25 protein-coding genes are annotated in these 23,788 nt (G+C 43.0%); 13 read left to right on the top strand and 12 right to left on the bottom strand.

All coding sequences use genetic code 11. From position 1 onward, the window contains the following. Positions 1-131: 131 nt before the first annotated feature. The 4 genes from RMZ43_RS01845 to RMZ43_RS01830 form a co-directional block, all read right to left on the bottom strand. A complete protein-coding gene (locus RMZ43_RS01845) occupies positions 132-3,512 on the bottom strand; it encodes an efflux RND transporter permease subunit (protein WP_322653295.1) in 3,381 nt (1,126 codons plus the stop codon). 32 nt (positions 3,513-3,544) lie between these two features. After that, positions 3,545-4,090, bottom strand: a complete 546-nt coding sequence (locus RMZ43_RS01840) for a PadR family transcriptional regulator (protein WP_322645896.1) — start codon at positions 4,088-4,090, stop codon at positions 3,545-3,547. A 388-nt stretch (positions 4,091-4,478) separates the two neighbouring features. Then, complete coding sequence (locus RMZ43_RS01835; protein WP_322646028.1) at positions 4,479-4,823, bottom strand: hypothetical protein; 345 nt, start codon at positions 4,821-4,823, stop codon at positions 4,479-4,481. Next, positions 4,816-5,451, bottom strand: coding sequence for a TetR/AcrR family transcriptional regulator (locus RMZ43_RS01830; RefSeq protein ID WP_322645895.1), 636 nt, complete (start codon positions 5,449-5,451; stop codon positions 4,816-4,818). The genes RMZ43_RS01835 and RMZ43_RS01830 overlap by 8 nt, the downstream gene beginning before the upstream one ends. 122 nt (positions 5,452-5,573) lie before the next feature. Between RMZ43_RS01830 and RMZ43_RS01825 the strand changes: the two genes are divergently transcribed. From RMZ43_RS01825 to RMZ43_RS01810, 4 genes are all read left to right on the top strand, one after another. After that, complete coding sequence (locus tag RMZ43_RS01825; RefSeq protein ID WP_322653296.1) at positions 5,574-7,001, top strand: HlyD family secretion protein; 1,428 nt, start codon at positions 5,574-5,576, stop codon at positions 6,999-7,001. Next, positions 6,998-8,995: an ATP-binding cassette domain-containing protein gene (locus RMZ43_RS01820; RefSeq protein ID WP_322653297.1), complete on the top strand. Its 1,998-nt coding sequence runs from the start codon at positions 6,998-7,000 to the stop codon at positions 8,993-8,995. Before RMZ43_RS01825 ends, RMZ43_RS01820 begins: the two co-directional genes overlap by 4 nt. 104 nt (positions 8,996-9,099) lie before the next feature. Beyond that, entirely contained in the window at positions 9,100-10,206 is a 1,107-nt protein-coding gene (locus tag RMZ43_RS01815; RefSeq protein WP_322653298.1) for an ABC transporter permease, read from the top strand. 83 nt (positions 10,207-10,289) lie between these two features. Beyond that, a complete protein-coding gene (locus RMZ43_RS01810; protein WP_322645891.1) occupies positions 10,290-11,411 on the top strand; it encodes an ABC transporter permease in 1,122 nt (373 codons plus the stop codon). Positions 11,412-11,570: 159 nt separating this feature from the next. Here RMZ43_RS01810 and RMZ43_RS01805 read toward each other — a convergent pair whose 3' ends face one another. After that, positions 11,571-12,152 (bottom strand): phycobilisome protein, encoded by a 582-nt coding sequence (locus RMZ43_RS01805; RefSeq protein WP_322645890.1) that lies wholly within the window; start codon positions 12,150-12,152, stop codon positions 11,571-11,573. A 118-nt stretch (positions 12,153-12,270) separates the two neighbouring features. Here RMZ43_RS01805 and RMZ43_RS01800 point away from each other — a divergent pair, with 118 nt between their 5' ends. The 3 genes from RMZ43_RS01800 (at position 12,271) to RMZ43_RS01790 (ending at position 14,345) form a co-directional block, all read left to right on the top strand. After that, entirely contained in the window at positions 12,271-13,068 is a 798-nt protein-coding gene (locus RMZ43_RS01800; RefSeq protein ID WP_322645889.1) for a DUF1838 family protein, read from the top strand. 42 nt (positions 13,069-13,110) lie between these two features. Next, positions 13,111-13,770, top strand: coding sequence for a HEAT repeat domain-containing protein (locus RMZ43_RS01795; RefSeq protein ID WP_322645888.1), 660 nt, complete (start codon positions 13,111-13,113; stop codon positions 13,768-13,770). A gap of 368 nt (positions 13,771-14,138) precedes the next feature. Continuing rightward, on the top strand, positions 14,139-14,345 hold the full coding sequence (locus RMZ43_RS01790) for a hypothetical protein (protein WP_322645887.1): 207 nt from the start codon (positions 14,139-14,141) through the stop codon (positions 14,343-14,345). A 203-nt stretch (positions 14,346-14,548) separates the two neighbouring features. Here the strand turns inward: RMZ43_RS01790 and RMZ43_RS01785 are convergent, their stop codons facing one another. Further along, positions 14,549-15,352, bottom strand: a complete 804-nt coding sequence (locus RMZ43_RS01785) for a pentapeptide repeat-containing protein (protein ID WP_322645886.1) — start codon at positions 15,350-15,352, stop codon at positions 14,549-14,551. 70 nt (positions 15,353-15,422) lie between these two features. On the opposite strand from RMZ43_RS01785, the gene RMZ43_RS01780 reads away from it, so the two are divergent. The 5 genes from RMZ43_RS01780 (at position 15,423) to RMZ43_RS01760 (ending at position 19,395) form a co-directional block, all read left to right on the top strand. Continuing rightward, the gene (locus RMZ43_RS01780; protein ID WP_322645885.1) at positions 15,423-16,010 is read left to right on the top strand and encodes a phycobiliprotein lyase; all 588 of its coding nucleotides are present in this window, start codon (positions 15,423-15,425) and stop codon (positions 16,008-16,010) included. A gap of 193 nt (positions 16,011-16,203) precedes the next feature. Continuing rightward, positions 16,204-16,935 (top strand): 15,16-dihydrobiliverdin:ferredoxin oxidoreductase, encoded by a 732-nt coding sequence (locus RMZ43_RS01775; protein ID WP_322645884.1) that lies wholly within the window; start codon positions 16,204-16,206, stop codon positions 16,933-16,935. A 44-nt stretch (positions 16,936-16,979) separates the two neighbouring features. Then, entirely contained in the window at positions 16,980-17,765 is a 786-nt protein-coding gene (locus tag RMZ43_RS01770; RefSeq protein ID WP_416212024.1) for a phycoerythrobilin:ferredoxin oxidoreductase, read from the top strand. 304 nt (positions 17,766-18,069) lie between these two features. Then, positions 18,070-18,348: a hypothetical protein gene (locus tag RMZ43_RS01765; protein ID WP_322653299.1), complete on the top strand. Its 279-nt coding sequence runs from the start codon at positions 18,070-18,072 to the stop codon at positions 18,346-18,348. Between the two features lie 135 nt (positions 18,349-18,483). Further along, positions 18,484-19,395 (top strand): HEAT repeat domain-containing protein, encoded by a 912-nt coding sequence (locus RMZ43_RS01760; RefSeq protein WP_322653300.1) that lies wholly within the window; start codon positions 18,484-18,486, stop codon positions 19,393-19,395. Positions 19,396-19,620: 225 nt separating this feature from the next. Here RMZ43_RS01760 and RMZ43_RS01755 read toward each other — a convergent pair whose 3' ends face one another. Together RMZ43_RS01755 and RMZ43_RS01750 are read right to left on the bottom strand one after the other, a co-directional pair. Continuing rightward, on the bottom strand, positions 19,621-19,917 hold the full coding sequence (locus RMZ43_RS01755) for a type II toxin-antitoxin system RelE/ParE family toxin (RefSeq protein WP_322645881.1): 297 nt from the start codon (positions 19,915-19,917) through the stop codon (positions 19,621-19,623). Continuing rightward, a complete protein-coding gene (locus tag RMZ43_RS01750) occupies positions 19,914-20,171 on the bottom strand; it encodes a type II toxin-antitoxin system ParD family antitoxin (protein WP_322645880.1) in 258 nt (85 codons plus the stop codon). The genes RMZ43_RS01755 and RMZ43_RS01750 overlap by 4 nt, the downstream gene beginning before the upstream one ends. Positions 20,172-20,276: 105 nt before the next feature. Between RMZ43_RS01750 and RMZ43_RS01745 the strand changes: the two genes are divergently transcribed. Next, the gene (locus RMZ43_RS01745) at positions 20,277-20,450 is read left to right on the top strand and encodes a hypothetical protein (RefSeq protein WP_322653324.1); all 174 of its coding nucleotides are present in this window, start codon (positions 20,277-20,279) and stop codon (positions 20,448-20,450) included. Positions 20,451-20,452: 2 nt separating this feature from the next. Here the strand turns inward: RMZ43_RS01745 and RMZ43_RS01740 are convergent, their stop codons facing one another. From RMZ43_RS01740 to cpeB, 4 genes are all read right to left on the bottom strand, one after another. Further along, the gene (locus RMZ43_RS01740; RefSeq protein WP_322645878.1) at positions 20,453-21,067 is read right to left on the bottom strand and encodes a HEAT repeat domain-containing protein; all 615 of its coding nucleotides are present in this window, start codon (positions 21,065-21,067) and stop codon (positions 20,453-20,455) included. Between the two features lie 156 nt (positions 21,068-21,223). Then, on the bottom strand, positions 21,224-22,501 hold the full coding sequence (locus RMZ43_RS01735; RefSeq protein ID WP_322653301.1) for a HEAT repeat domain-containing protein: 1,278 nt from the start codon (positions 22,499-22,501) through the stop codon (positions 21,224-21,226). 152 nt (positions 22,502-22,653) lie between these two features. After that, on the bottom strand, positions 22,654-23,148 hold the full coding sequence (cpeA, locus tag RMZ43_RS01730) for a C-phycoerythrin subunit alpha (protein ID WP_322645877.1): 495 nt from the start codon (positions 23,146-23,148) through the stop codon (positions 22,654-22,656). Positions 23,149-23,228: 80 nt separating this feature from the next. After that, the gene (gene cpeB / locus RMZ43_RS01725; protein WP_322645876.1) at positions 23,229-23,783 is read right to left on the bottom strand and encodes a C-phycoerythrin subunit beta; all 555 of its coding nucleotides are present in this window, start codon (positions 23,781-23,783) and stop codon (positions 23,229-23,231) included. Positions 23,784-23,788: the final 5 nt, after the last annotated feature.

Genomic DNA, 23,788 nt, shown 5'->3' with positions numbered 1-23,788 from the left:
GTACATTTCTAAGGCAGTGCGGTCTTGGAGTTTCCCCAAGTGGAGCATCTGCCGTCCCCAATAAGCTTAAGCTGTTCGCGTGGCGTGTCGTAGAGAAGTTAGAGAATCTTGGGAGCGACCTTTTGAATTGCTCATGACTTGCTTTGAGATGATGATAACGAGTAGGCTGTCTGTGGATCTGAGAAATTTAAATCGTCTTCATCCTCATCAATCGGATGAGGTGCTTGACGGCGCATAATGCTGTATACGACAGGTACAAAGATCAGAGTAGCGACTGTTGCAGCTGACAAGCCACCAATTACAGCGCGACCCAAAGGTGCATTCTGCTCACCACCTTCACCAAGACCCAGAGACATTGGCACCATCCCAATCAGCATAGCTAAGGCAGTCATCAAAACCGGACGCAACCTTGTATAGCCCGCCGCTAACGCTGCACCATAGGCATTTTTACCTTCTACACGTTGCTCATTAGCAAAAGTGATCATAAGAATACTGTTTGATGTCGCTACACCAATACTCATAATTGCACCCATTAACGAAGGGACACTAAGAGTGGTACGGGTCACAAACAGCATCCAAATGATCCCTGCTAAAGCGCTTGGCAATGCCATCATAATAATCAGGGGATCAAGCCAAGATTGGAAGTTCACCACCATTAAGCAGTAAACCAGCACAATTGCAAACACAAGTCCTAAACCAAGTCCCAGAAAGGAAGAGTTCATGGTTTGCACTTGCCCCCGGACATTAATCTGACTTCCTTTAGGCAATTTTTTCTGATAATCAGCAATGATTCGATTGACATCGTTAGCAACTCCCCCCAGGTCACGACCAGAGGAGTTAGCGTAGATATCGAAAACTGGCTGAATGTTGTAGTGATTCACAACTTGCATCACTGTATCGCGTTTGACAGTAGCCAAGTTACCTAAAAGTTGTGGTGCAGTTTGACCGTTGCTAACTGGCGTATTTTTCAGGCTGTCAATAGAATCAAGTTTATACTGGGGAACTTGTACAGCCAGGGTGTAACTCACGCCTTTTTTGGGATCAAGCCATTGGTTGATTGCAGCTTGACCGCTTGAACTTAAGGAAGTGAGAACGCTATTGGCAACATCACGCTGGGTCATACCCAATTGTTGAGCCTCGGTGCGATCGACATCAAGACGTAATTTGGGAGCATCGACAACTTGCTGGAGATGTACATCCACAGCCCCAGGAATGCGCGTCATCCGGTCGGCGATTTTTTGGGCAATTTCAAAGTTGGCTTTTGAGTTTTTCAGAGGGCCAGATATTTGCACGTCAACAGCAGCAGGCAAACCAAAATTGAGAATTTGGGTAACAATATCAGCTGGCTCAAAAAAGAAGGTATAGTTGGGAAATGTCGCTTTCAATTTCTGGCGGAGTTCCTTGATGTAAGAAGAAGTTGCACCAGATTCTTTTAGGGACACAAGAATATCAGCATCAGCCTGCCCAATTGTCGCACCGTTGTAGCCATAAGTAAGGTTAATGCCACTGGTGGGTAAGCCGATATTATCCAGAATCAGAGCGAGATTATCTTTTGGTACAGTCTGGCGGATAACGTCTTCAACTTGGCTGACAATTCTTTCTGTCTCTTCTAAACGAGTACCAGGTAAGGCTCGAACGTGTAGGCTAAACTGACCACCATCGACTTCTGGGAAAAAGTCTTGACCAACGAACGGCAACAAAACTCCTGCACTGACGATAAATGCACCAAACAGTACAAAGACTATACGACGGTGATTTAATGCTGAGTTCAGGACGTTGTAATACCAACTACGAAATTTCTCAAATTGTCGGTTGAACTTTTCGTGTAACTGCCATATCCAATCTTTCTTTACAGGTTTGGCAGTTTTCGTTGTTGTCTCTTCTGTTTGGTGGTTGTCGCTATGACTATTATTATTTTGAATTGCTGGATCTAGATGATGGTTGTTATTACCATTATTGTTTTGAACTGCCGGATCTAGATGATGATGGTTGTTATTACCATTATGATCCTCGCTTTCTCTATGCCAATCTATTTCATGTGGTAAAAGATAACTTGCCATCGTTGGGACTACAGTCCGAGATAGCACATAAGAAGCAAGCATCCCAAATACTACCGCCATCGCTAGCGGGACAAATAGATACTTTGCGACTCCACTTAGAAACACGACCGGCACAAAAACAATACAAATACATAATGTTGCTACAAGTGCTGGAGTAGCGATTTGTTGAGCGCCATCTAAGATTGCTCTCTTAATTGGTTTACCTTGTCCGAGATTTCGGTGAATATTTTCAATTTCTACTGTGGCATCATCTACAAGAATACCAACAGCTAAGGATAAACCACCTAATGTCATGATGTTGAAAGTTTGTCCCAAACGACTCATGACAATGACCGAAACCAGCATTGAGAGGGGAATTGATACGGCTACAATTACAGTGCTGCGCCAACTTCCCAGGAAAATCAAAATCATCAGCGCGGTGAGACAGGCTGCAATCAATCCTTCTTTGAGAACGCCTTGAATAGAAGCTTTCACAAATATAGATTGATCGAACAAAAACGCTAAATTCAGTTCTGGGGGTAAGGTGGATTGGATGCGAGGCAAAGTTTTTTTGACTCGCTCGATCACATCAATAGTTGAGGCATTGCCACTCTTTAGGATACTAAGTAAGCTCGATCGCCTGCCATTCTGACGTACAATGTTCGATTGCACACCAAAGCCATCTCTTACCTGGGCAACATCACGAATGGAAATGATAGTACCATTAACTTGTTTAATGGGTAAGTCGTTGAGTGCTGCCACCACATCTGGACTATTGTTGATTTGTACGGCGAAATCGCGATCGCCTATTTTCATATCTCCTGCGGGCAAAACCAGGTTTTGGGCACTGACAGCATTCGTCACATCTTGGGCAGAAATGCCATTAGCCAACATCGCTTGGGGATCGATATCAACCATAATTTGCCGAGGTTTACCACCATAGGGCAGAGGTACACTCGCTCCTTGCACTGTTGCTAATTGGGTGCGGACGAAGTTGGTAGCATAGTCGAAGAGTGCTTCTTCTGGCAAGGTTTTGCTACTAACACTCATCTGGATAATCGGCACCGAAGAAGCATTGTATTGAATGATAAATGGCGGTGTGATCCCCGGTGGCAAAGGGCGGAGAATTGTTTGACTGACAGAGGTAATTTGAGCGACGGCTGAGGCGATATTAGCGTTGGGTTGAAAGAAAACCTTGACGACACTAACACCACTTAAAGATTGAGATTCAATGTGTTCGATGTCACCAACGGTTGTTGTCATAGCGCGTTCGCTAATGGTGACAATTCGCTGTGCCATTTCCTCAGATGTGGTACCAGTGTAAGTCCAAACTACGCTGACAACCGGAATGTTAATTGCGGGAAAGATGTCAACTGGTGTACTAAATATCGTTACTACACCAAGGATCACAATCATCAAAGCTGCGATCGCGAATGTATACGGAAGACGTAAAGCAATTTTGACGATCCACATAGTTAGTTAGGATACTTCAAAAGTTTTGGATGTTAAAGCTCTTTTACTGGAGTTGGCGTTTGAGCTAATTGGAGTTGTTCTGTTTGAAGTTGCTCAACTAGCCACTCAATCTCCGATTGGATCACTTCAATTGCCCGTTTTTGTAATTTCGCTCGATATAAATCATCAGTAATTTCAAGTGCTTTTTTGTCTACCAGGCGTAACCGACATGACATTAATCGATGTTCAATTAACTGCACTCGTTCTTCAGGTAATAAATAACTAAAGAAAAAAAATTTGATTAAGAACCGCGATCGCGCATTTACCCAACTTTCATGAGGGTATGCCAGCATTTCTTGATACCAAGTGCTTTTGCCGTGGGGTGTAATCTGATATATTTTTCCACAGTTCCCATCTTCTTGTACCTGTTCCGCCCATAGCATCACTTCATCTTGTTCTTCCATACGCTTGAGAAGCGGATAAATCCCCCCATAGTTGACACAAATACTGCAACTCATAAACATATCAAGTTGCTGTTTCAGCCGATAACCATTTAAAGGCTCTCGCTGTAAGAGTCCCAATACTGCCAATTTCAGCATTTTGCTATATCAATCTGATATGTTAACTCACCATATCAAATAGAATCTTTTTAGCCAAGTACTTAAGGTTCAGTTGTCAGAATTTTTTGTGATGTCGCATGTGGGCTTCGGCATTAAGTAGAGAGATCGCTTCCCAGCAACTTTAATCGAACAAGCGATAATACCAATTCGCAATGGGCAACTCTTGGAGACGCTAAAAGCGAACGCCCCGCTACGCTAACGCAATGACGCTCCTACGGACGCTCGTTCCGACGTTCGTTCCTCACTAACGCTGCGCTATCGCTAACGCTAACGCAATCAAGAAACTTAGATGCAACAAGACTTTCCTGATTTACATCTGTTGCCTCCTTTTGGAGAATTGGTATAAGCCAATACGGTTCAGTTAAGGCTAAAACTCTTTGTCAAACTCAATTTTTTTAACGAACCGCCAAGGACGCCAAGGACGCAGAGAGAAGAAAGAAATGCTTAACTGAACTGTATTGTGGTATAAGCCTACGGCATGGCTTCGCTTACCGCTAAAACTAAAGATGTCACTAATAGCAATGAGCCTGTGGTGGAGAGATTCAATGCGGAATGTACTAAAAAGTCTTATTGATGGTCTTTCAGAGGCATGGGTAAAAATTGGTAAATATTGGTGTATCCCATGTGAGGCGATCGCTTTACCCTGCAAAAGTACATGACCCGTTAGCTGGCGATGTCGAAGTTTTCGGCTGTAGTACTGTTGTTTATCCAACCGTATTTAGGGACTGGCTCATGACCATGTTTATTAAGCTGTCTAGCAAGCGATCGCGTGATAAAGATGTAAGTTCTTTACCATGCAAAATTTCCTCTACAATCACGTAGGATACTAGCGAACCTAAAAAAATATGAGCCATTGCCTCTGGATCTCTGATTGCTAGTTCTGGATGAGATGCAAAATAGTAACTTAGTATTTGCCGACCTCGTTGCACAACGATTTGGTTATAAAGTTTTGCTAGTTCGGGAAAGTTTTGTGACTCAGTGATTATCAAACGCAATAATGCCAAATAATCGGAATTATCAGCAACCTTGGTTAAATAAATTTCGGCAATTTGACGCAACAAAATTGCTGGTTCTCCCTGTAATTTTTCTATAGTAAAAATGCTTTGAAAACAAGTAATCGTCAACCGTTCTATCAACGCTTTAAACAGTCCTTCTTTATCTTGAAAGTGACTGTATATCGTTTGCTTCGATACTCCAGCTGACGCACTGACACGATCCATACTTGTTTTAGCGTAACCCTCCTTCAAAAATATCTGTATAGCTCCTTGTAAGATTTGCTCTTGCTTTGGAGCGATCGCAGGTAAAGGATTTTCTAGTTGGAAAGCAGGGTTGATAGGCATGAATGGTAAATTTTTTTGCGTATATCTTGCTATATCATACTAGACAGTCTAGTATGATGACAAAGAATTCAAAATTTTCCATTCTCTTATACAAAATATTTTTCACAATCCAGGCTGCTACTATGACTCAGACTATCCCGACATCCCCGGAAAATCTTAAAGATACGCCAGTATCGAAGCAGCAACGCCGCAAAAAACCCATTTTTTTACTGATAGGGCTAGTGGTGGTAAGTGGCATTGGCTACGCTGTGTGGCGCTCTCAACCGCAAGTATCAGCAAATATACTGCAAGTTAGCGGGCGGATTGAGGGTTATGAAACCGAGATTGGGATCAAGCGTTCTGGAAGAATTGAGACAATTGCCGTGCGGGAAGGGGCAGCAGTTAAAAAGGGGCAAGAGTTAATTAAGTTAGACAACACAGACGATCAATTGCTGCAACAACAACTACTCGGTACTCAAGCAAGAGTGACATCTGCTAAATATGATGAACAACAGGCAATTTCAGATGTCGAGCGAGTCACCAGAGAAATTCAAGAAATTAACAGCCAAATTAACGAAGCCAAACTGAATTTGCGGCAATCTCAAGGAGACACCCAAGGAAGAATTGAGCAGGCACAAGCAAATGTCGCAGCAGCCAGAGCCACATTAGTCCAAGCACAAGCGCAAGTTAAACAGGCAGCAGCAGAAGTTAATTTAGCAAAAATCAACCGCGATCGCTATGCCCAATTGGTAAAAGAAGGGGCGGTAAATCAACAACAATTCGATCAAGCCCAAACTACTTTAGATACTGCGATCGCAACCCTAGAAGCACGAGTTGCAGCAGTTAATGCCGAACGCCAACAATTACAGGCTACATCAGGAGCGTTAACTCAAGTTAAAACTACAGGTTTCAATCCTGACATTCGCAACGCCCAGTTAACAGCACTAGTTAGAAAGCAGCAGCAAAGTTATGCTCAACTTAAATCTGCACAGGCAAAAGTCAACTCTGCCCGTGCCAAAGTGAAAGATGCTCAAGCATCAAATCAGCAAATCCTCACCCAGATTGCAGACTCCAAAAAAGATGTAAATGTAGTTAGTCCCTTAGATGGAGTAGTTACAGCCCGGAGTGTTGAACCAGGTGCCATAGTTAGCAGTCAGACTAATATTTTGACAATTGTTGACCCCAAAACAGTGTATTTTAGAGGTTTTATTCCCGAAGGTGATATTGGCAAAGTGCGTCTAGGACAAACAACGAAAATCTTCATTGATTCTGCGCCGGACAAACCATTAGAAGGTAAAGTAATTGCGATCGATCCGCAAGCTTCATTTACACCAGAAAATATTTACTTTCAAAAAGATCGAGTCAGACAAGTAGTAGGGATTCGGATCAAAGTTCAAAACCCTGATAGCTGCTTTAACCCCGAAAAACCTTATAGTGAATCAGATTTACCCTGCGCCAAAATGGGGATGCCAGCAGATGCCGAAATTAGTTTGAAGGCAGGGGGACTCGGGGCCCCCACGGAGTGGGGATTGGGGGAGAGGGGGCAGGGGGCAGGAGGTAGAAGGGAATGAAACAGCAAATTACTATTTTCTCTGCAAACTTACCACCATCATCTAGCCTGCCAACCACAGCAATTGAAGTTCGCGGTTTGCATAAGCACTATGGAAACTTAGCTGCTGTGCGGGGAATTGATTTGAGTATCAACAAAGGTGAAATGTTTGGCTTAATTGGCCCTGATGGTGCTGGGAAAACTAGTACATTTCACATTTTGGGCGGTGTGATGGAAGCAACGGCGGGGGAGGTGCAAATATTTAATCAACCTGCGCGAGATGCCCGATTAATCACAGGTTATCTCACTCAACAGTTTTCGCTGTATTTGGATTTGAGTATTGATGAAAACTTACGTTATGCAGCAGGTTTGCGGCAAGTAGCAGATGATTTATTAAGGGAACGCCGCAATAAATATTTAAAATTAATGAATTTAGAGCGATTTGGCGATCGCTTAGTGGGACAACTTTCTGGTGGGATGAAACAAAAGCTGGCGCTGTGTTGTGCTTTGGTTTCTCAACCAGAAGTATTGTTATTAGATGAACCTACCACAGGTGTTGATCCAGTTTCCCGGCGGGAATTTTGGGATGTGCTAGGAGAATTGTCAGCCGAGGGGATGACAATTGTAGTTGCGACACCATACCTAGACGAAGCTGAACGTTGCCACCGCGTGGCTTTGATGTACACTGGGCAAATTCATGAAATTGGCACACCCAAAGAATTACGGATTAACTTAGGCTTGCATCGCTTGGAATTGCGAACAGCAAATTTACAAGCTACAGAAGAGATATTATCTCAGACTGACCAGACAAATATAGTAGATGTGCAAACTTTTGGCGATCGCTTGGATGTCCTTGTTGAAGATATAAATTCCGGCGAAATCCAAGTCCGTGAACTGCTGCAACAACATCAGTTACCTTCTGGCAGTATCGAGCATGGCGAACCCACATTAGAAAACGTCTTTGTCACGCGCCTGCGACAACAAGGTTCAGCGCCGCAATTTTTCCCGTTTCCTCGTTATCGAAAGAGGGGACAAGGGGACAAGGGGACAAGGGGACAAGGGGACAAGGAGACAAATGCTTTATTTGCGTCTTCACTGGCTATATATGCTCACAACCTTAACCGTGTTTTTGGCAAGTTCCAAGCCGTTAAAGATGTCAACGTTGAAGTGCGCTACGGGGAAATCTTTGGGTTGTTAGGTGCTAACGGTGCTGGAAAAACCACCACAATTAAGATGCTGTGTGGATTACTAGCAGCAAGCGGCGGTGAAATTTCCTTGGGTGGTGAAACCGGAAATCTGCGGAGTGCAGACTTACGGCGACGTATTGGTTACATGAGTCAAAAATTCACACTTTACGACGATTTAACTATTCTGCAAAATCTCGAATTTTATAGCGGAGTCTACGGCGTACCTCGCAAACTTCGACGGGAAAAAATTGATTGGGTAATTGCTACCTGTGGTTTAGAAGGACAAGCAGATATGATTACTGGACAGCTACCAGGTGGTTGGAAGCAACGAGTTGCTTTCGGTGCTTGTGTGATGCACGAACCAGATATTTTATTTTTAGACGAACCCACATCGGGGGTAGATCCCCTGGCGCGTCGCCAGTTTTGGAAGCTGATTAATGACTTTGCCCGCAACGGTACAGCTATTTTAGTGACAACACACTATCTAGAAGAAGCTGAACAGTGCAACCGCATGAGTTTTATGGTTGCAGGAGAAACTGTCGCCGAAGGTTCACCAAGTTCTATCAAAGCCTCGCAACCGGGACAATTAATAGAAATTATTGTCAATCAAAACCAAGTAGCTTCCAAGATACTCAAACAACATTTCGAGCCTTGGCGCATCTCGATTTTCGCTGATAGTTTACACGTTGTTCTCGATCATCCTGAACAGGAAATAAATCAACTAACTCAACTTTTAGAAGCTAATCAAATTACTATCAATTCTTTACGCCCGATTCCTTTTTCTTTAGAAGATGCTTTTATTGGTATAGTACAGCGATCGCAAAAATAGAAAATGAGTATGCAGCAAATTATCCTCCAAAAACCTCCGCGTTCCTCCGCGTTCCTCTGCGTTTAAAAACACTCTGATTTTAGCTAAAGCCGTACTTAATATATATGAAACGAATTATTGCCCAATGTGTAAAAGAAATAGCCCAATTCCGCCGCGATCGCCTGACGTTGGCACTAGCATTTTTATTGCCATTCATTAGTTTAATAATTTTTGGTTTTGCCATTAGGTTAGAGAGTAAAGATATTCCCTTAATTGTCCAAGATTTCAGTCGTACAAACCTAAGTAACAGTTATATTGAAAGACTGTATGCCACCAATCAATTTGTGCCTAAACAATGGTCTGGTGGCAATCCTACACGCGATGCAATAGATAAAGGAATTGCTAAAGCCGCAGTAATTATTCCGCCGGAATTTAGCCGTGATATTCAAGCAGGTAGAAATACAAATTTTCAAGTGTTAATTGATGCTACTGATGTTAACAATGCCCGTGTAATTAGAAATAGTATTCAAAGAGTGACAAACTTTTTCATGCAAGAGCATGGACTGATACCTGCTAATAGTAGTATTACAGCAAGAATGCGTCTATGGTTTAATCCTGGGAGATTAGAATCACTGTATATTGTGCCAGGAACTTACGGAGTTGTACTATGGATTTTTCCTTCATTACTTTCTGCGATCGCAATGGTACGGGAAAAAGAAAAAGGAACAATTTTACAAGTCTACGCTTCTAGTATTAATGCCACTGAACTATTACTTGGTAAAGGATTAGCATACTTATTAATTGCCATCATGGAGGCATTAGTAGTTATGATATTAGGATCAATTATTTTCCAAATTGGCATAGTTGGCAATCCCATAATATTAGTACTTGGTACTTTACTATTTCTGACAGATAGCGTTTTTTTTGGATTGCTTTTAGGAGTTCGCAGTAGTAACCAAAATGCTGCTGTACAAGGTGTTTCTCTTGTAGGCTTTATCACATCATTATTACTCTCAGGTTTTATTTATCCCCTCAACAATATTCCTTTTCCCTTATCACTACTACCTAACATAATTCCGGCGCGTTATTATATCGATATCACTCGTGACGCCTTCGTGCGTGGTACAGGATTTGCCGGAGTTTGGTTTGATTTACTCATGCTTGCAGCTTTGGGATTTGTATTTTTCAACGTATCACGCCGAGTTTTAAGCCGAATGCAATTACCAAATTAATTTCTCTGTGTCGCGCCAGTTGCTACAACGAGCGTAATGCACTGGCTTTTCTGCGTCTCTATGGTTAAATAAAAAGTAATTTTATGAAACTTATTCAGCGATTATTTGATAGTCCATTTTGGTCATTAATGCGGAAAGAAATTAATCAAATTCTCCGCAACAAGCAATTAATTGTTCTGTTAGTTGTCCCGCCAACAGTTCAATTATTACTCTATGGATTTATCCTTAATCCCGACGTTCATAACTTGCGATTAGGTGTCATTGACTATGCCAACGTTAGTGCTAGTCGAGAGTTAGTTTCAGCCATGACATCAAATCGGATTTTCACTTTAGAATCTGTACCAAGCAGTGAAAAAGCATTGAGTCGCCAGGTAGAAGAAGGAAAGCTAGATGTTGGGGTAATAATTCCTCCCGATTTTCCGCGTCAACTGGCACAAAAATCAGCAGAAATTCAAGTATTTATTGATGCTGTAAATGCTAATACAGCCGGGATTGCCGGAAATTATATGAATCAAATTATCCAGCAATATAATCTACAATTAACCCAAGGTAAAGTAAATCCCCCGGTTTCACCCGAAGTTGTATTTCTTTACAATCCTGGACTGACGAGTAGTTGGTTTTTTGTACCAGGAGTTATGGGTTTAGTTTTAACATTAATTGGAACATTAGTATCAGCAATTACTGTAGTCCGGGAAAAAGATACGGGTACTTTAGAACAATTACTAATGACTCCGGCTGCTAACTGGCAAATATTACTATCGAAAATTGTCCCTTTAGCATTTTTATTAATGGGAGATGTTTTATTAGCCACCACTTTAGCAACAGTAATATTTCATGTACCATTTCGAGGTAGTTTTCTGCTATTTTTAGCTCTATCAAGTATGTATGTATTTGTCGGGATTAGCTTGGGTATTTTGTTAGCTACTGTGAATAGTTCCCAACAACAGGTAGTTTTGACAGCTTTCTTTATTAATTTACCAATGGTACAAACTTCTGGAGCGATCGCACCTATTGAAGCCATGCCACCTTTGTTTCAAACGCTATCTTTACTCAATCCCCTCCGTCATTACATTGCGATCGTTCGAGGTCTTTTACTCAAAGGTGTTGGCTTAGATGTACTGTGGATGAATGTTTTGGCTTTAGTCGCCTTTGCTGTTGTGTTATTAACTATTAGTATTAGTAAGTTTCGCAGTCAGTTAAGCTGAAACCTTGTCAGGGTAGAGTGTAGAGTGTAGTTTTAAGACAACTAAAATATCTACCCTAAGTAGAGCAAGTGGTGTGCATGGGGCCAATCAAAAATCCAAAATCAAAAATCCAAAATAGATTCATTTAACTGTTAATGCCCCAAGCGATCGCACCAATAATTAGCTAAATTGCTTTAATTGCTCAATTAGATGATCGAAGTAGGGAGCAACGATTGCTTGTTGCTCGGGTTCCACTCGCTTTAAACTGGCAGTTTTAATACCTTCTAATCCTACAACCATTGCATCTAAAGGTACTTGTAACTCTTGATACAACAGTTGCATATAGTGTAATCCTTCGGTGCTAGTATAGTCGGTGTGCTGTCCGGCGATACCGTAAGTAATACAGCGTAAAAAGTGCCAAAAATCACGCCAACAGGCATCTGCCCTTACTACTGGGTAGAGTCCACCACCGGGTTGGATAATATTGGGGAATGTAGCCAATACATGGGTTCTGGCTTCATCTACGATTTCACGGACGCGATCGCGTAACCTCTGACTTACGGCAACGAGTTCTGTATTTGCTGATACAAGCTGCTGAATCTGCTGCAAATCTTCATCAGTGAGATAGCGTCCTTGATCGTCAGCCGCCTGGAATAGCCCAATAGCCTCTGCTGGATGGGTATTTTGCCAAGTAGCAAAACTGACAATCCTTGCTTTTTGAATCAGTTCTCGAACTTTTTCACTCAATTGTGGCTGAGTCATGGTCAAAACTATTAATAGACTGGTTGAAAAGTAGAACTCCTGCCCTTTTTCAAAATTTCAGCAGGGCTAGTTAGTAACACTGTAGCGGTAAATTGTTAGGAAACTCAAAAGGGAAACTATGAACAATTCAGAAGACTACACAGTTAATAACCTTGATTTCTATAGAAAGTATCATGGTCAGCAGCTTTACTATCGCTGGGAGGGAGAAGTCTGGTGGCAAGAAACAGGCAAACGCCCACGAGAGAAATTATTCTCGATTATTGGGATGAATGCAACCAAAGTTTTTATTCGTTCCGATCCTGAGTTTGAACAGGTAGGTTATCGGATCAATCGGGAGTTAGGTCTATTTTGCGATCCACAAACCCAAGAAATCCTGCATACATGGCAACCCGATTCTACTCGTTCTGCTGTAGCGATCGTGCATATTGCCAATCGCATAGTGCAGGGGGCTGTTCGACCGAAAATGACGGTGATTCCCAAAGGACAAGACTATGTTACCTCTGTCGTAGAAATTCCCTTGACCTATCCTCATCCATTAGCAGCAGATCCCAAATACCGAGATTATTGTCCCGGTGAAACCTTTAATGGGACAGAATACTTCACCAGCCACATTTCCCGGCCAGGGGTGAAGAATCTTCCTTCAGCCACTTGGGCGCGAGACTGTCCCTGGTTACCCTGGATGAAACTGGGCTATGGTCATCCAGCCCGCTTACGATTTGAGACAACAACGACTCGGGTTGAATCCTTTGAACAACTCCATCCTAATCTGATTCAACTGATTCGGGAACAAGTGCCGATATATGAATTTACACCCGACCAGAGTAACGAACCAAATATGACCAGTACACTGTACTTTAAGCAGCACTTCGCCGCTTACCAAAAAGGAGAACGCTTTCCCATTCCTGAAGGGCTTTGAGAAGGGTTTGAAACTGTCACTTAATTTCAGATTGTCAATTCTATGGATCTCAGTCAAATCGAAACCGATCTGCAAAACTCGGATTTTCAATACCGCCTGAAGGCGATCTCTGCCCTGCAAGATTATCCGGCAGATGTTGCTTTTCCTTTGCTCAACCGCCATATCCAAGACCCAGAATTTCTGGTGCGAACCTTTGTTGCTAGGGAGTTAGGCAAGCAAAAAACCTCAGAATCCTTTGCTGCCCTGTTGCAAATTATGAAATTTGATAACACCCCAAATGTCCGCGCAGAAGCGTCTAATTCCCTGTCCTTGTTTGGCAGAATTTCAGCCTCTCATCTGGTGCAGACATTTTTACGAGACGATCACTGGTTGGTACGTCGCAGTATTTTAGCAGCCTTGGTAGAAATGGATTGCCCTGAAGAAGTTGTAGAGGTTTGTATTCTGGGGCTAGAAGGTGACGATGCCGCAGTCCAAGAAGCATCTATAGATGCGCTGGGGTCATTGGCGGCTTCCCGTCAGTCTGAGGTAGCTTTGTCCCAACTCCTAAACATGAAAAATTCTGAGTTTGAATATATTCGGGTACGAGTTGCTTATGCCCTCAAGCACTTTGATACTCCTGAAGCCAAGGAAGCCCTGGTGCAACTGAGGCAGGATGCCGATCATCGGGTGGTGGGGGCGGCAATGGAGAATTTAATCTTTTGAGGAGCGGGGACAAGGGGACAAGGGGACAGAGGAGAATATTTACTGTTGACTTTTATCTAAAAAATAATTTGGATGCAGAGCAACTAAATTCATTTATGGGGTTCTTAATTTTGACTTTTGACTTCCACGTTCGCGTGGCGTCTCCAAGAGTTGAGGCTGACTCTACCACTAGGTAGAAAAAACTATTTCTTTGAGTTATGCCTAACTCAGTGATGAACACCTATAATTTATCTATGCTCTTACAGCAATTCAACACAAAAGTCTAGAAATTTTGTAGCAATGTTGACATAAATTAATATTTAGACTGGCAGAATTGGGAAAGAGCAAACTGTGACTGAGTATTATTGTTTGCACCATAGGAGAAACAAATGGCTGAAATTCCCACTGGCGGTCAAATGCTCTGGAAATTGGAAGGGAACGATCGCGTTTTGCACCTGCGACATAATTCTTCAGAGCCGTGGCGGCCGTATGAAGAATTTCCGCAGTATGTTCTACCCGACCCACTAGGATTTTCTAAAGGAATTGCTACCTTTCTGGCGTTGCTGAAAAAAGACTGGACAGCTACTAAATCTTAAGAAGGGAATAGGGAATGGGGAATGGGGAATAGGAAATAACTTTGAGTTGTTTCTCCTCCTTGTCCTCTTTGCCCCCATTCTCAAACTTTCATAACAATAACCTCAAACTGTGTGAATAAAAGTCAACAACGCTAAAACTCTTTTTCCCCCTGCCCCCTGCCCCTTGTCCCCTCACCTCCTGCCCCCTGCCTTATCTCAGCGACCTACTTAGTTTCTAGGCTAGCGCGTGTAGTACGGCGGGTTAAAGCATGAGGTGTATCTAGCTCTTGTGCTGGTTGGCTAAGGAGACGCGATCGCATTTCGTCACTTAGTCCTTGAACATGGGTAAAATCTGCTCCAGCAATGCTTTCCAGATGCTCGAAATCAACGCCAGTTAAATCTGCTGCTCGTAAATCAGCTCCTGCGAGGTTAGCTCCATTTAACCGAGCATTGCGTAAAGATACTCCTGGCAACCAGGCTTTCCGCAAGTCAGCCTGACTTAGCCGTGCTCCTTGAAGATTAGCATGAGTTAAATCAGCTCCTCCTAAATATGCTCCCAACATACTTGCACCTTGCAAATCAGCATGACGCAAGTTGGCTGTATTCAGCTGGGCGCCATTCAAATAGGCATTTGGCCCAATCGCCCCAGAGGATTTGTAATTAAAGCCTTCGGGAAACAGGGTTTGGCTATCATATATTGCCCCTACCAGCTTGGTATCGGTCAAAATAGCTCCTCGTAAATCTGCGCCACTGAGATCGACTCGGTACAAACAAGCTGCCTGTAAATTGGCATCCCTTAAAATCGCTTGGCTAAGATCGGCTGCGCGTAAATCAGCGCCACTGAGATCGGCAGCACTGAGATCCGCTTTGCTGAGATTCGCTCGAATCAAAGTAGCTTGATGCAAATTAGCTCTTTGCAGTTCTAAACCACTGAGGTTGAATTGATATAAATCTTCTTGAGTTAGAGCAAATCCTGCCTTGAGGACAGCCAAAACTTCTTGAGGTGTCTTCTGATCCCTGCTGATCATGAGTTGAAATCGTGAGATTATTTAGGGGTATTGTACCGCGACCTATCTACAATCATTAGGGGGATCAGCTATGCCTTTTGTACCACCAATGACCATGACGGAGTTTTTCCGTAAGAGTGAAGGGGTCTGGTTTACCCAACGCACGGTGCATCACTTTGATACGGTGCCGGATCAATCGGGAGAATCAAAGCTTTATGTAGGCGCGATCGCACTTGATGACCCACGGGTAAAAGCAATCTGCCAGCCGCAAGGTATCGATCCAGCTAGTGCTAAGGGAGGTGCTACCTTTATGTGGCAAGAACATGACGACGATCAAGAACCCAATCAGGATCGTGTCGCTGTCTTAATTGATGTGCCAGATGATGAAACAGGGCGATCGGGAAAATTGCTCCGCAACCAAGGCTATGTAGAAAAAATTCCGGTAGTTAGCCGTTACTGGTTCGGACAAGATGGTATTTTAACCATCGATACCGAATATGAAACCAACCAAGGTCAGGAACGCTGCTGGTTTATGACCGATGATTTTCGGGTGCGCGTCAGCACAGTACGGATGATGAATGGAGTGTATTTGATGACCTATTGTTCTGAACGACGCTATTTAACTGAGGCGAATTTAGCACAAATGGTACAACACAATTTATCTAGAGCATCCGTTTGATCATCTGGTCGCTCATAATTTTGAAGGACTTGCTATCGTTTCTAGGCAATCATTCTGGCGATCGCCATCAGTAGGCATTGCACTATCGCCTAATCCTAACGTTAAGGATCGTTGCTTTGTTTAACATATTCGAGACGGCGAATCTGGGAATACCCTATTCTCTGGGGTTAAGGCAAATTAGGCTATAAATTTTATGTATAAGTGCTTCCTTGAGCATCTGGAACAATGGCTTTTGCAACGGTTTACATTAGAAAGTCGCCCAATTCCCCCAGGACTAGAGTATCAGGTGAGCGATCGCGGCAGAAACCCCGCCACAATTCAGAGTTGGTGCTATCAGTGCCCACAGTTACGGAAAATCCGCTATACATACATTGATGCAGGCGCAAGTGCCCAAATTCTTAATAGTGTGATTTATCCTAGTCATAATTACGAGTTGCCTTTACTCGGCATTGATTTTCTGTCTTTCGGTCAGGTGAAAAACCTGATTGTGATGGATTTCCAACCTTTATTTCAAGATGAAGCTTACTTGAGGAAGTATATACATCCATTGCAGACATTACATGATAAGTATCCAGACTTGGCACAAGGCTTGGAAATGAAATTTTACGATGCTAATCAGTACTTCTCAAAATATCTCTTATTTGCCAAAACCGATGCAGAAACAGTAAAAACGAGAGTCTTTGAGGCATTCAAAGACTATCTGAATTTGTACTGGCAAATGTTACTCCAAGCTAAACCTCTGAGCGACCAGTCAGACATTCAACGGATTGTCAAAGCCCAAAAAGACTACGATCAATATAGTGCCGATCGCGATCCTGCATCTGGTTTGTTCAGTAGCTACTTTGGACATCAATGGTCAGAGCGATTTTTGCATGAATTTTTGTTTGAGGATGCTGTGCCATTAGTAGTTAATGCAGCCAAATAGTGCTTTAAATCTACATCACCACAAAAAAATGGTGATAGTTAATTTTGAATTTTGAATTTTTAATTGGGAGCGAAGCGACATTGACTCTCTATCAGCCATTTTTAGATTATGCGATCGCGCTTTTGCAGGAACGCTTGAATTTGCAGCCTTATGCAATTCCTCAAGGGTTTGAGTCGAAGCAAGCAAAAGTGGGCAAAGGCAAACATCAACAAGAGGTCTTAACGACTAGCTATGCCTATCAAACTAACAAACTCCGGCAAATTCGAGCCGCCCATGTCCAAGGGGGTAACTCACTTCAAGTATTAAATTTCGTTATTTTTCCCCATCTGAATTACGATTTGCCCTTCTTTGGCGCAGATTTAGTTACCTTGCCAGGAGGACACTTAATTGCCCTCGATATGCAACCCCTATTTCGGGATGATTTGGGATATCAGGCGAAGTATACCCAGCCTATGCTGCCAACTTTTCACGCACATCAGCAGCATCTACCTTGGGGGGGCGACTTTCCCGAAGAAGCCCAGCCCTTTTTCTCACCCGCCTTTCTCTGGACGCGCCCCCAGGAAACTGAGGTAGTGGAAACCCATGTGTTTGCAGCCTTCAAAGACTATCTACAAGCCTACCTAGATTTTGTTGACCAGGCGCAGCCGATAACCGACTCCAAATATTTAGCAGATATTGAACAGGCTCAACTGCGTTATCTCCGCTATCGAGCCGAAAAAGACCCAGCACGGGGAATGTTCACCCGTTTTTACGGTGCTGAGTGGACAGAAGAATATATCCACGGGTTTTTATTCGATTTGGAAAGAAAGCTAGCATCAGCGATTAGATGAAGCAATATAGCAATCCTATTTGAGTTGTGAAAAATATAGATTAAGAAACGAACCGCCAAGGACGCCAAGGACGCCAAGGAAGGAAAGAAATAAAGAGAGATATAATTTTCACGAATGATTTAGGACTGCTATACCAATTTTGGATTTTAAATTTTGGATTTTGGATAATAAAATTGAAAATCTTGATAAATAAACTCTTCTATAAGTTTGAAACAAGATTACCTATCCGAAGTTGGTATCAAAGGTAGAACTAGGACTATAAAAAAGGTTTGTCCGTTGATGACTGAATCTGAGAAAATCGAACATGGGGATTTTAAATCTACTTTTAGGAAACACAAAGGATATGGCTGATACTACAGAACTCACCTCAAGCGCTCAAACCAGCCTTGAAGAACTCACAGAAGCGATCGCTGAATTACAAGAATATCGGGAACGTCTGGTTAACGATACCTTGTCAATGGCGCAGCGTGCCAAAATTATGAAAGCACAAGCACTTGCTAGCCTGCAACCTCAGCTTACCCAGCTAGATGCAACCCTTGAGTCACTACGACAGCAGCAATCTACTCTGACATCTGGTAACTAGTACCGCAAAGCGGAAGTCAAAAGTCAAAAGTCAAAAATCTTTAATTTTAGGCTTTCTGGCTGTAATAAAACGGTAGGTTTATTTCCGCCGGTCTGTACTAGATCATTTAACAATAACGGTGATAGGGAATTTGTCATGAGTCAATCGCTCAACTCCAAAGCTCCAGCAGTAGATGATCCTATCCTGCGAGTGCAAGCTGAAAATGATGATCTAGTTCAGAGGGTAAACGAGCAGATTACACTAGAAACCTTCGATTCTACAGATCAAAAAGTTCTCAAACAACTAGTGGAGGGTTTAGGAGATCCACGGGGAATGGTGCGACTGCGGTTTGCCGAAACCTTGGGTGAAATTGGTGAAGCAGCAACGCCATTTCTCATAGAGGCACTGGCAAATCATTCCAATGTAGTTGTGCGACGGGCTGCTGCCAAGACACTCACTATCATATCTGACCCGTGTGCTGTGCCAGACTTACTTCATGCTTTTCTAAATGATGAAGATACGGTAGTCAGAAGTTCAGCCGCCGGGGCTTTAGCCAGAACAGGAGAACCATCTGTACCAGCGTTGCTGGAAATTTTAGCATCAGACGAGCATCCACAGGATATTAAGGGTCTTGCTGCATGGGCGTTGGCGTTTATTGGATCAGAAGCAGCAGACCATTTATACAAAGCTTTGAACGCCGCTTCTTTGGATGTCCGATGTGCTGTCATCGGCGCCCTTGGTCATGTGGCACAAGAGCAGTCAGACGAAAAATCCTGCAACCTTCTAGTTTCTGCTCTGACTGATCCAGAAGCGCTCATTCGTACTGAAGCAGCCGCAGCCTTGGGACAAGTAAATTATCCTCCCTCTGTGCCGCATTTAATTTTGGCAATTCAAGATACTGATTTAGACGTGAGGAAGGCAGCAATCAATTCCCTTGGTAAAATTGGCGATCGCAGTGCATTAAAAGCATTACAACCGCTACTTAATGATGAACAAGAGGTGGTGCGGGTTCTTGCGAAATTAGCGATCGCGCAAATTGAACGCCAGTCCGAAACAGATGATTGGTAATGTTCCCGTTCAGCTGCTTGCTCAGGGCGACCGTATTATGTCAATAAGTGAAGTATATTCTCAATAAAGTTTAAAATAATGTCATTAACTCTTGCTTATTGCGAAAAAGCCCGGCGTATGCATCGCTTTGGAGGTTACTTTTTTGGTACTAATTTAGTACCATTTTGGTTTTATGCTCTTAAACACAGCAATAAATTCTAGACCAAAGACACAGTTATAGTTTTATTATTCATCTGTGAACAAAGATTCTAAATCACGATACCCACTGGCAACACGAGCAACACTAATTCCATCTTCTCTTGGGTAGTAAAATATAATATAATTATCCACAACAAATCCGCGCAGGTTTGGTACAATTATGCTATAATCTTTACCCATATTTGGGAAATTAGCTAATAATTTACACTTGGCACGAATGTCATCAAAAAGCTTAGAGGCTGCTTTTGGGTTAATCCGAGCAATATATTCACAAATTTCATCTAAATCTTTAATTGCTGCCTCTGAAAGTGAATAATTATTCATTCAGAGGACTCCTCAGCAATTAGACGAATTTTTTCTTGAAATCTAGCAAATACAGCTTCGCCATCAGTTACCTGTCCTGCTTCAATTTGTTCAATTCCTACAGCAATTTTTTGGCGTAATTCTTCAAGTCTTTGCTCTCTTTCTTGTAGCAGTTTAAAGGCTTCATTAATGACATCATCAGCACTAGCGAATCTACCACTTGCTAACTGTGCCTGAATAAATTGCTCTAGTTCTGGTTTAATTTGAATGTACATATCGACTAAGAGTTTTGGTTAGAAGTTGGTTGCTGTCTATTAATAATCACTGTCAGCTACACAAATTCCCTTACATTTAATGCCGTTTGTCGCTGTGCGCTGACAATGAGGACAGAGAATTTTTTCTGTTTCTACGATATTTGTACTGGTGGTTGCAAGTGGTTTATCTTTGCCGATTTGGAGGTTCACGGTTATCAGGGTAAAGGAACTTTGTTGGGTTTATTTTATATTTTACCAACCACACAAATTCCCTCTACCAAGCTATTTTCGTCCTATTGATATTACTTTTCTCCTCGCTGAAACTTCACTGTCATCTCTAGGCGAGATAATGCACTAGTGGCAGACTCGCGTACATAGGAGTCGGTGGATTCATCCTGAATGAGGGATTGTAGCACTTCCACACCTCGGCGATCGCCAATTGAGACAAGGGCATTCACGATAGAAATTGCCAGTGCTGGGTTGTCTGTGCTTTGCAATGCTTCAATCAAAACATCCACCACGGGAGAACCAATTTCACCTAGAGCCATGACAGCTGCAATATTCACTACAGGATTGGGGTCATTAAGAGCAGTCGTTAAAGCCTGCACACCTTCAGCTGCAAAGGGAACATCTGGATGATTAATGGCGACTTGTGCCAGTGCTTTGGCTGCACTTCCCCGGACGGTGACATTATCACTATTGAGCAAAGCTTCAACTAGAGGAGTCACTGCATCAGGCCCGATCGCTCCTAGAGCTTTGACGGCAGCTCGTCGATAGGTGGTATCCTCTTCATCAAGAATACTCATCAACCGGGGAATAGTTGTCTCATCGGGATTCTCAGCCAATTCCCACATTGCTTGGTCGCGTAGGTGAGGGTTGGGGTGTTTTAGTTGTTGGAATAGTTCTTCTGTGGACATAACAAGATTTTAATAAATTATCATTAATGTGCAGTGGTTCTCGAATTGATTGGGCCGAATCCCCATTTTAACTTTCCCCCTTGCTCCCTGCTCCCTTGCCTCTTCTTCAACCCTCTAGATTTATCATCGGTGTGATTAATTTTTAATTTTTAATTTTTAATTCCCCGTAGGGGTTGACTTGGCTTTTTCACGAACCAGCCAATCATCATCGTTGGCGACTTGTTCATAACCACTGGTATCACCAAGTTTTTCTAGCGCCATCAATGCCGCATACTTCAGATCCCAAATTTTGGTTTCTAGACAAAGTTTCAGTTCGGGAATTGCCCGTGGACCGCCGAGTTCACCAAGAGCGATCGCTGCTGCTGCCCGTGATTTTTGAAACTGTGGTTGTTTGTTATGCAAGCCTTCAACTAGTAAATCGTAAGCTGGGGTGTGTTTCAACCAACCGAACAGCTTTATCACATGGAAGTGAGCGCCATAATCATTATTTGCTTCTTCGGCGTAGGTAGCAAACAAAGCTTCAGGAGCAGCATCAGCGTGATGGTCAAGAATAGTTTTAGCTGCCAAATAGCAGCGCCCAAAGTCTGTTTCATACAATCCCCGAATCAGAACTGGTAAAGTAGGGGGGCTTGGGTAACTATGAACCAAACTCAGATCATTTGGGTGGTCGTATAACGTCTGCTCTAAATAAGGTTGAATCGTGGCATAAGTAATTGCTCCCGCAGCGATTCCGGCTTCTGCCAAAGTCCGAATTCCTCGCAGCCGAAACACCAAAGATACTGGACATCGGGCAATATAAGGTATTGCATCATAGTAACGGGCATCCATTAAATCTTGGATAGACAACCGCCGTCCTAAAACATTTGGGTGTTGTAACATTGCCACTACTTTTCCCATCTGGGAATAGTCGCCAGTTAAACGGCAAACTGCGGCCATTGCTGCACTAGCTGTCGGTGGATCGCTATCATCTACAAATTTGCGAATTCGTTCTAGGGCAGGTTGATAATTAAACTTTGTTAATGTGTGAATAATTACTCGATAGGTTTGCCCTGGCTTATCCAGCAATTGAGCAACATCTTCTAAAATATCGGGGTCTTGAGTCCCAATTTCACCGATCGCCCAAACAGCATTTTCCACGGTGTAGCAGTCTTCATCAAAAAGACAGGTGCGAATCACAGGTAAAGCTGACTCAGCTTGCAGTCGCCCCAAAGTCTCTACCGACTTGCGGCGGACGATGCGGTTATCCAACGAGGGGTCAGTTTGCTGCACTGCCTGCATCAGCGCCTTAATTGATCGCTCTGTGGGAAAATTAATTAAATGAGAAGCGGCAATATAACGTGAATCATCCTCACTCAATTGGTCTTGAGGCGTATCCAAAAGAGCGATCGCCTGGTCTTCTGTGAGATTAAAAAAATTAGAAAAGCGTTTATCCATATATATCAACTTGCCAATCCTATTAAGACAAAATAAACCTGAAGATTCTTTGCCATTACTCAACCTTAACAGGCAAAGCAAAGAGCCAAGAACCTCCAGGCTTGTAGAGTCACAATATACTCTTGTCACCAAATGACAAGTTTGGCAACAAACTAGGAGAGAGAGTTAATAGCGTAGTCTAGTAAAGCATTGTACTCAGTCAATGCTTGAGCAGACATATCACGAGGCGCACAACCACGGGTGCGAGCAAAGCTTAAAGCTTCAACATAAGGAGCAGTGGGCAAGCCCAAAGCGCGATAAACTTCACGTTGTCCAGCAATACCCCACTCATCCAATGGGCCAGTACCGCCAACTACCAAGCTGTATTGAATAAGGCGCAGGTAGTGCTTGATGTCACGAGCACACTTCGACTTAAATGTATCGGTGGAATTAGCTTCACCAGCGTTGTTCAAGTAAGAATATTTTTTGATCGCAGCGTCGTAAGCTTCGGTTGCGACTGCATCAATGTTATTAGCTAGCTTTTCAGCAGCTTCCAAACGAGCAGCAGCACGTTGGATAGAACCTTGTACTGATTCTAAATCAGAGGTGCTGGGAAAACGACCTGCGGCATCAGCAGATGCGATAACGGTGGTAACAACTGATTTCATTTCTTAAATCTCCCAAAAGACTTTTTATTTAAACTGTGTTGGATGTCAATCTGTTGAGTGAATTGCGATTCGCAAATTCCTTAGCTCAGAGCAGAAATTACGCGATCAAAGTAGCTGGAAGATTCCGCAACCAAGCTAGCGCAGCGATCTTCTACGACAGGAGAACCCATCTTACGCAATTTGGCACCAGCACGAGCCTCACTGGGGTTATCTTGAATGTGAGCAGCTGCACACGCCTTCATGATTTGAACGGCACGTACTGTAGAGGTTGTGGGTACGCCAAGAGCGGCATAAGTTTCTTTCAAACCATTCAAACAACGATCATCTAGAACTGAAGCGTCACCAGCTAATAAAGCATAGGTTACATAGCGTAAGATGATTTCAGCATCACGCAGACAAGCAGCCATGCGACGGTTAGGATAGCAGTTACCACCAGCTTGGATCAAACCTTGGTTTTCGCAGATCATTCCAGCAACAGAATCAGAGACGATACAGCTAGCGTTGCTAGCGATCGCATTTACAGCATCTAAACGTCTGTTACCATTAGCAACGAAAGCTCTGAGAGCAGCAATATCAGATACGGGAGTAGTGCTGGCATCTGCTGAAACTACAGATCTAGAAAAAGCGTCAAGCATTTCGC

Source organism: Nostoc sp. CmiVER01, from assembly GCF_034531135.2.
Lineage (GTDB): Bacteria > Cyanobacteriota > Cyanobacteriia > Cyanobacteriales > Nostocaceae > Nostoc.
This window is presented reverse-complemented; position numbering and strand designations above follow the sequence as displayed.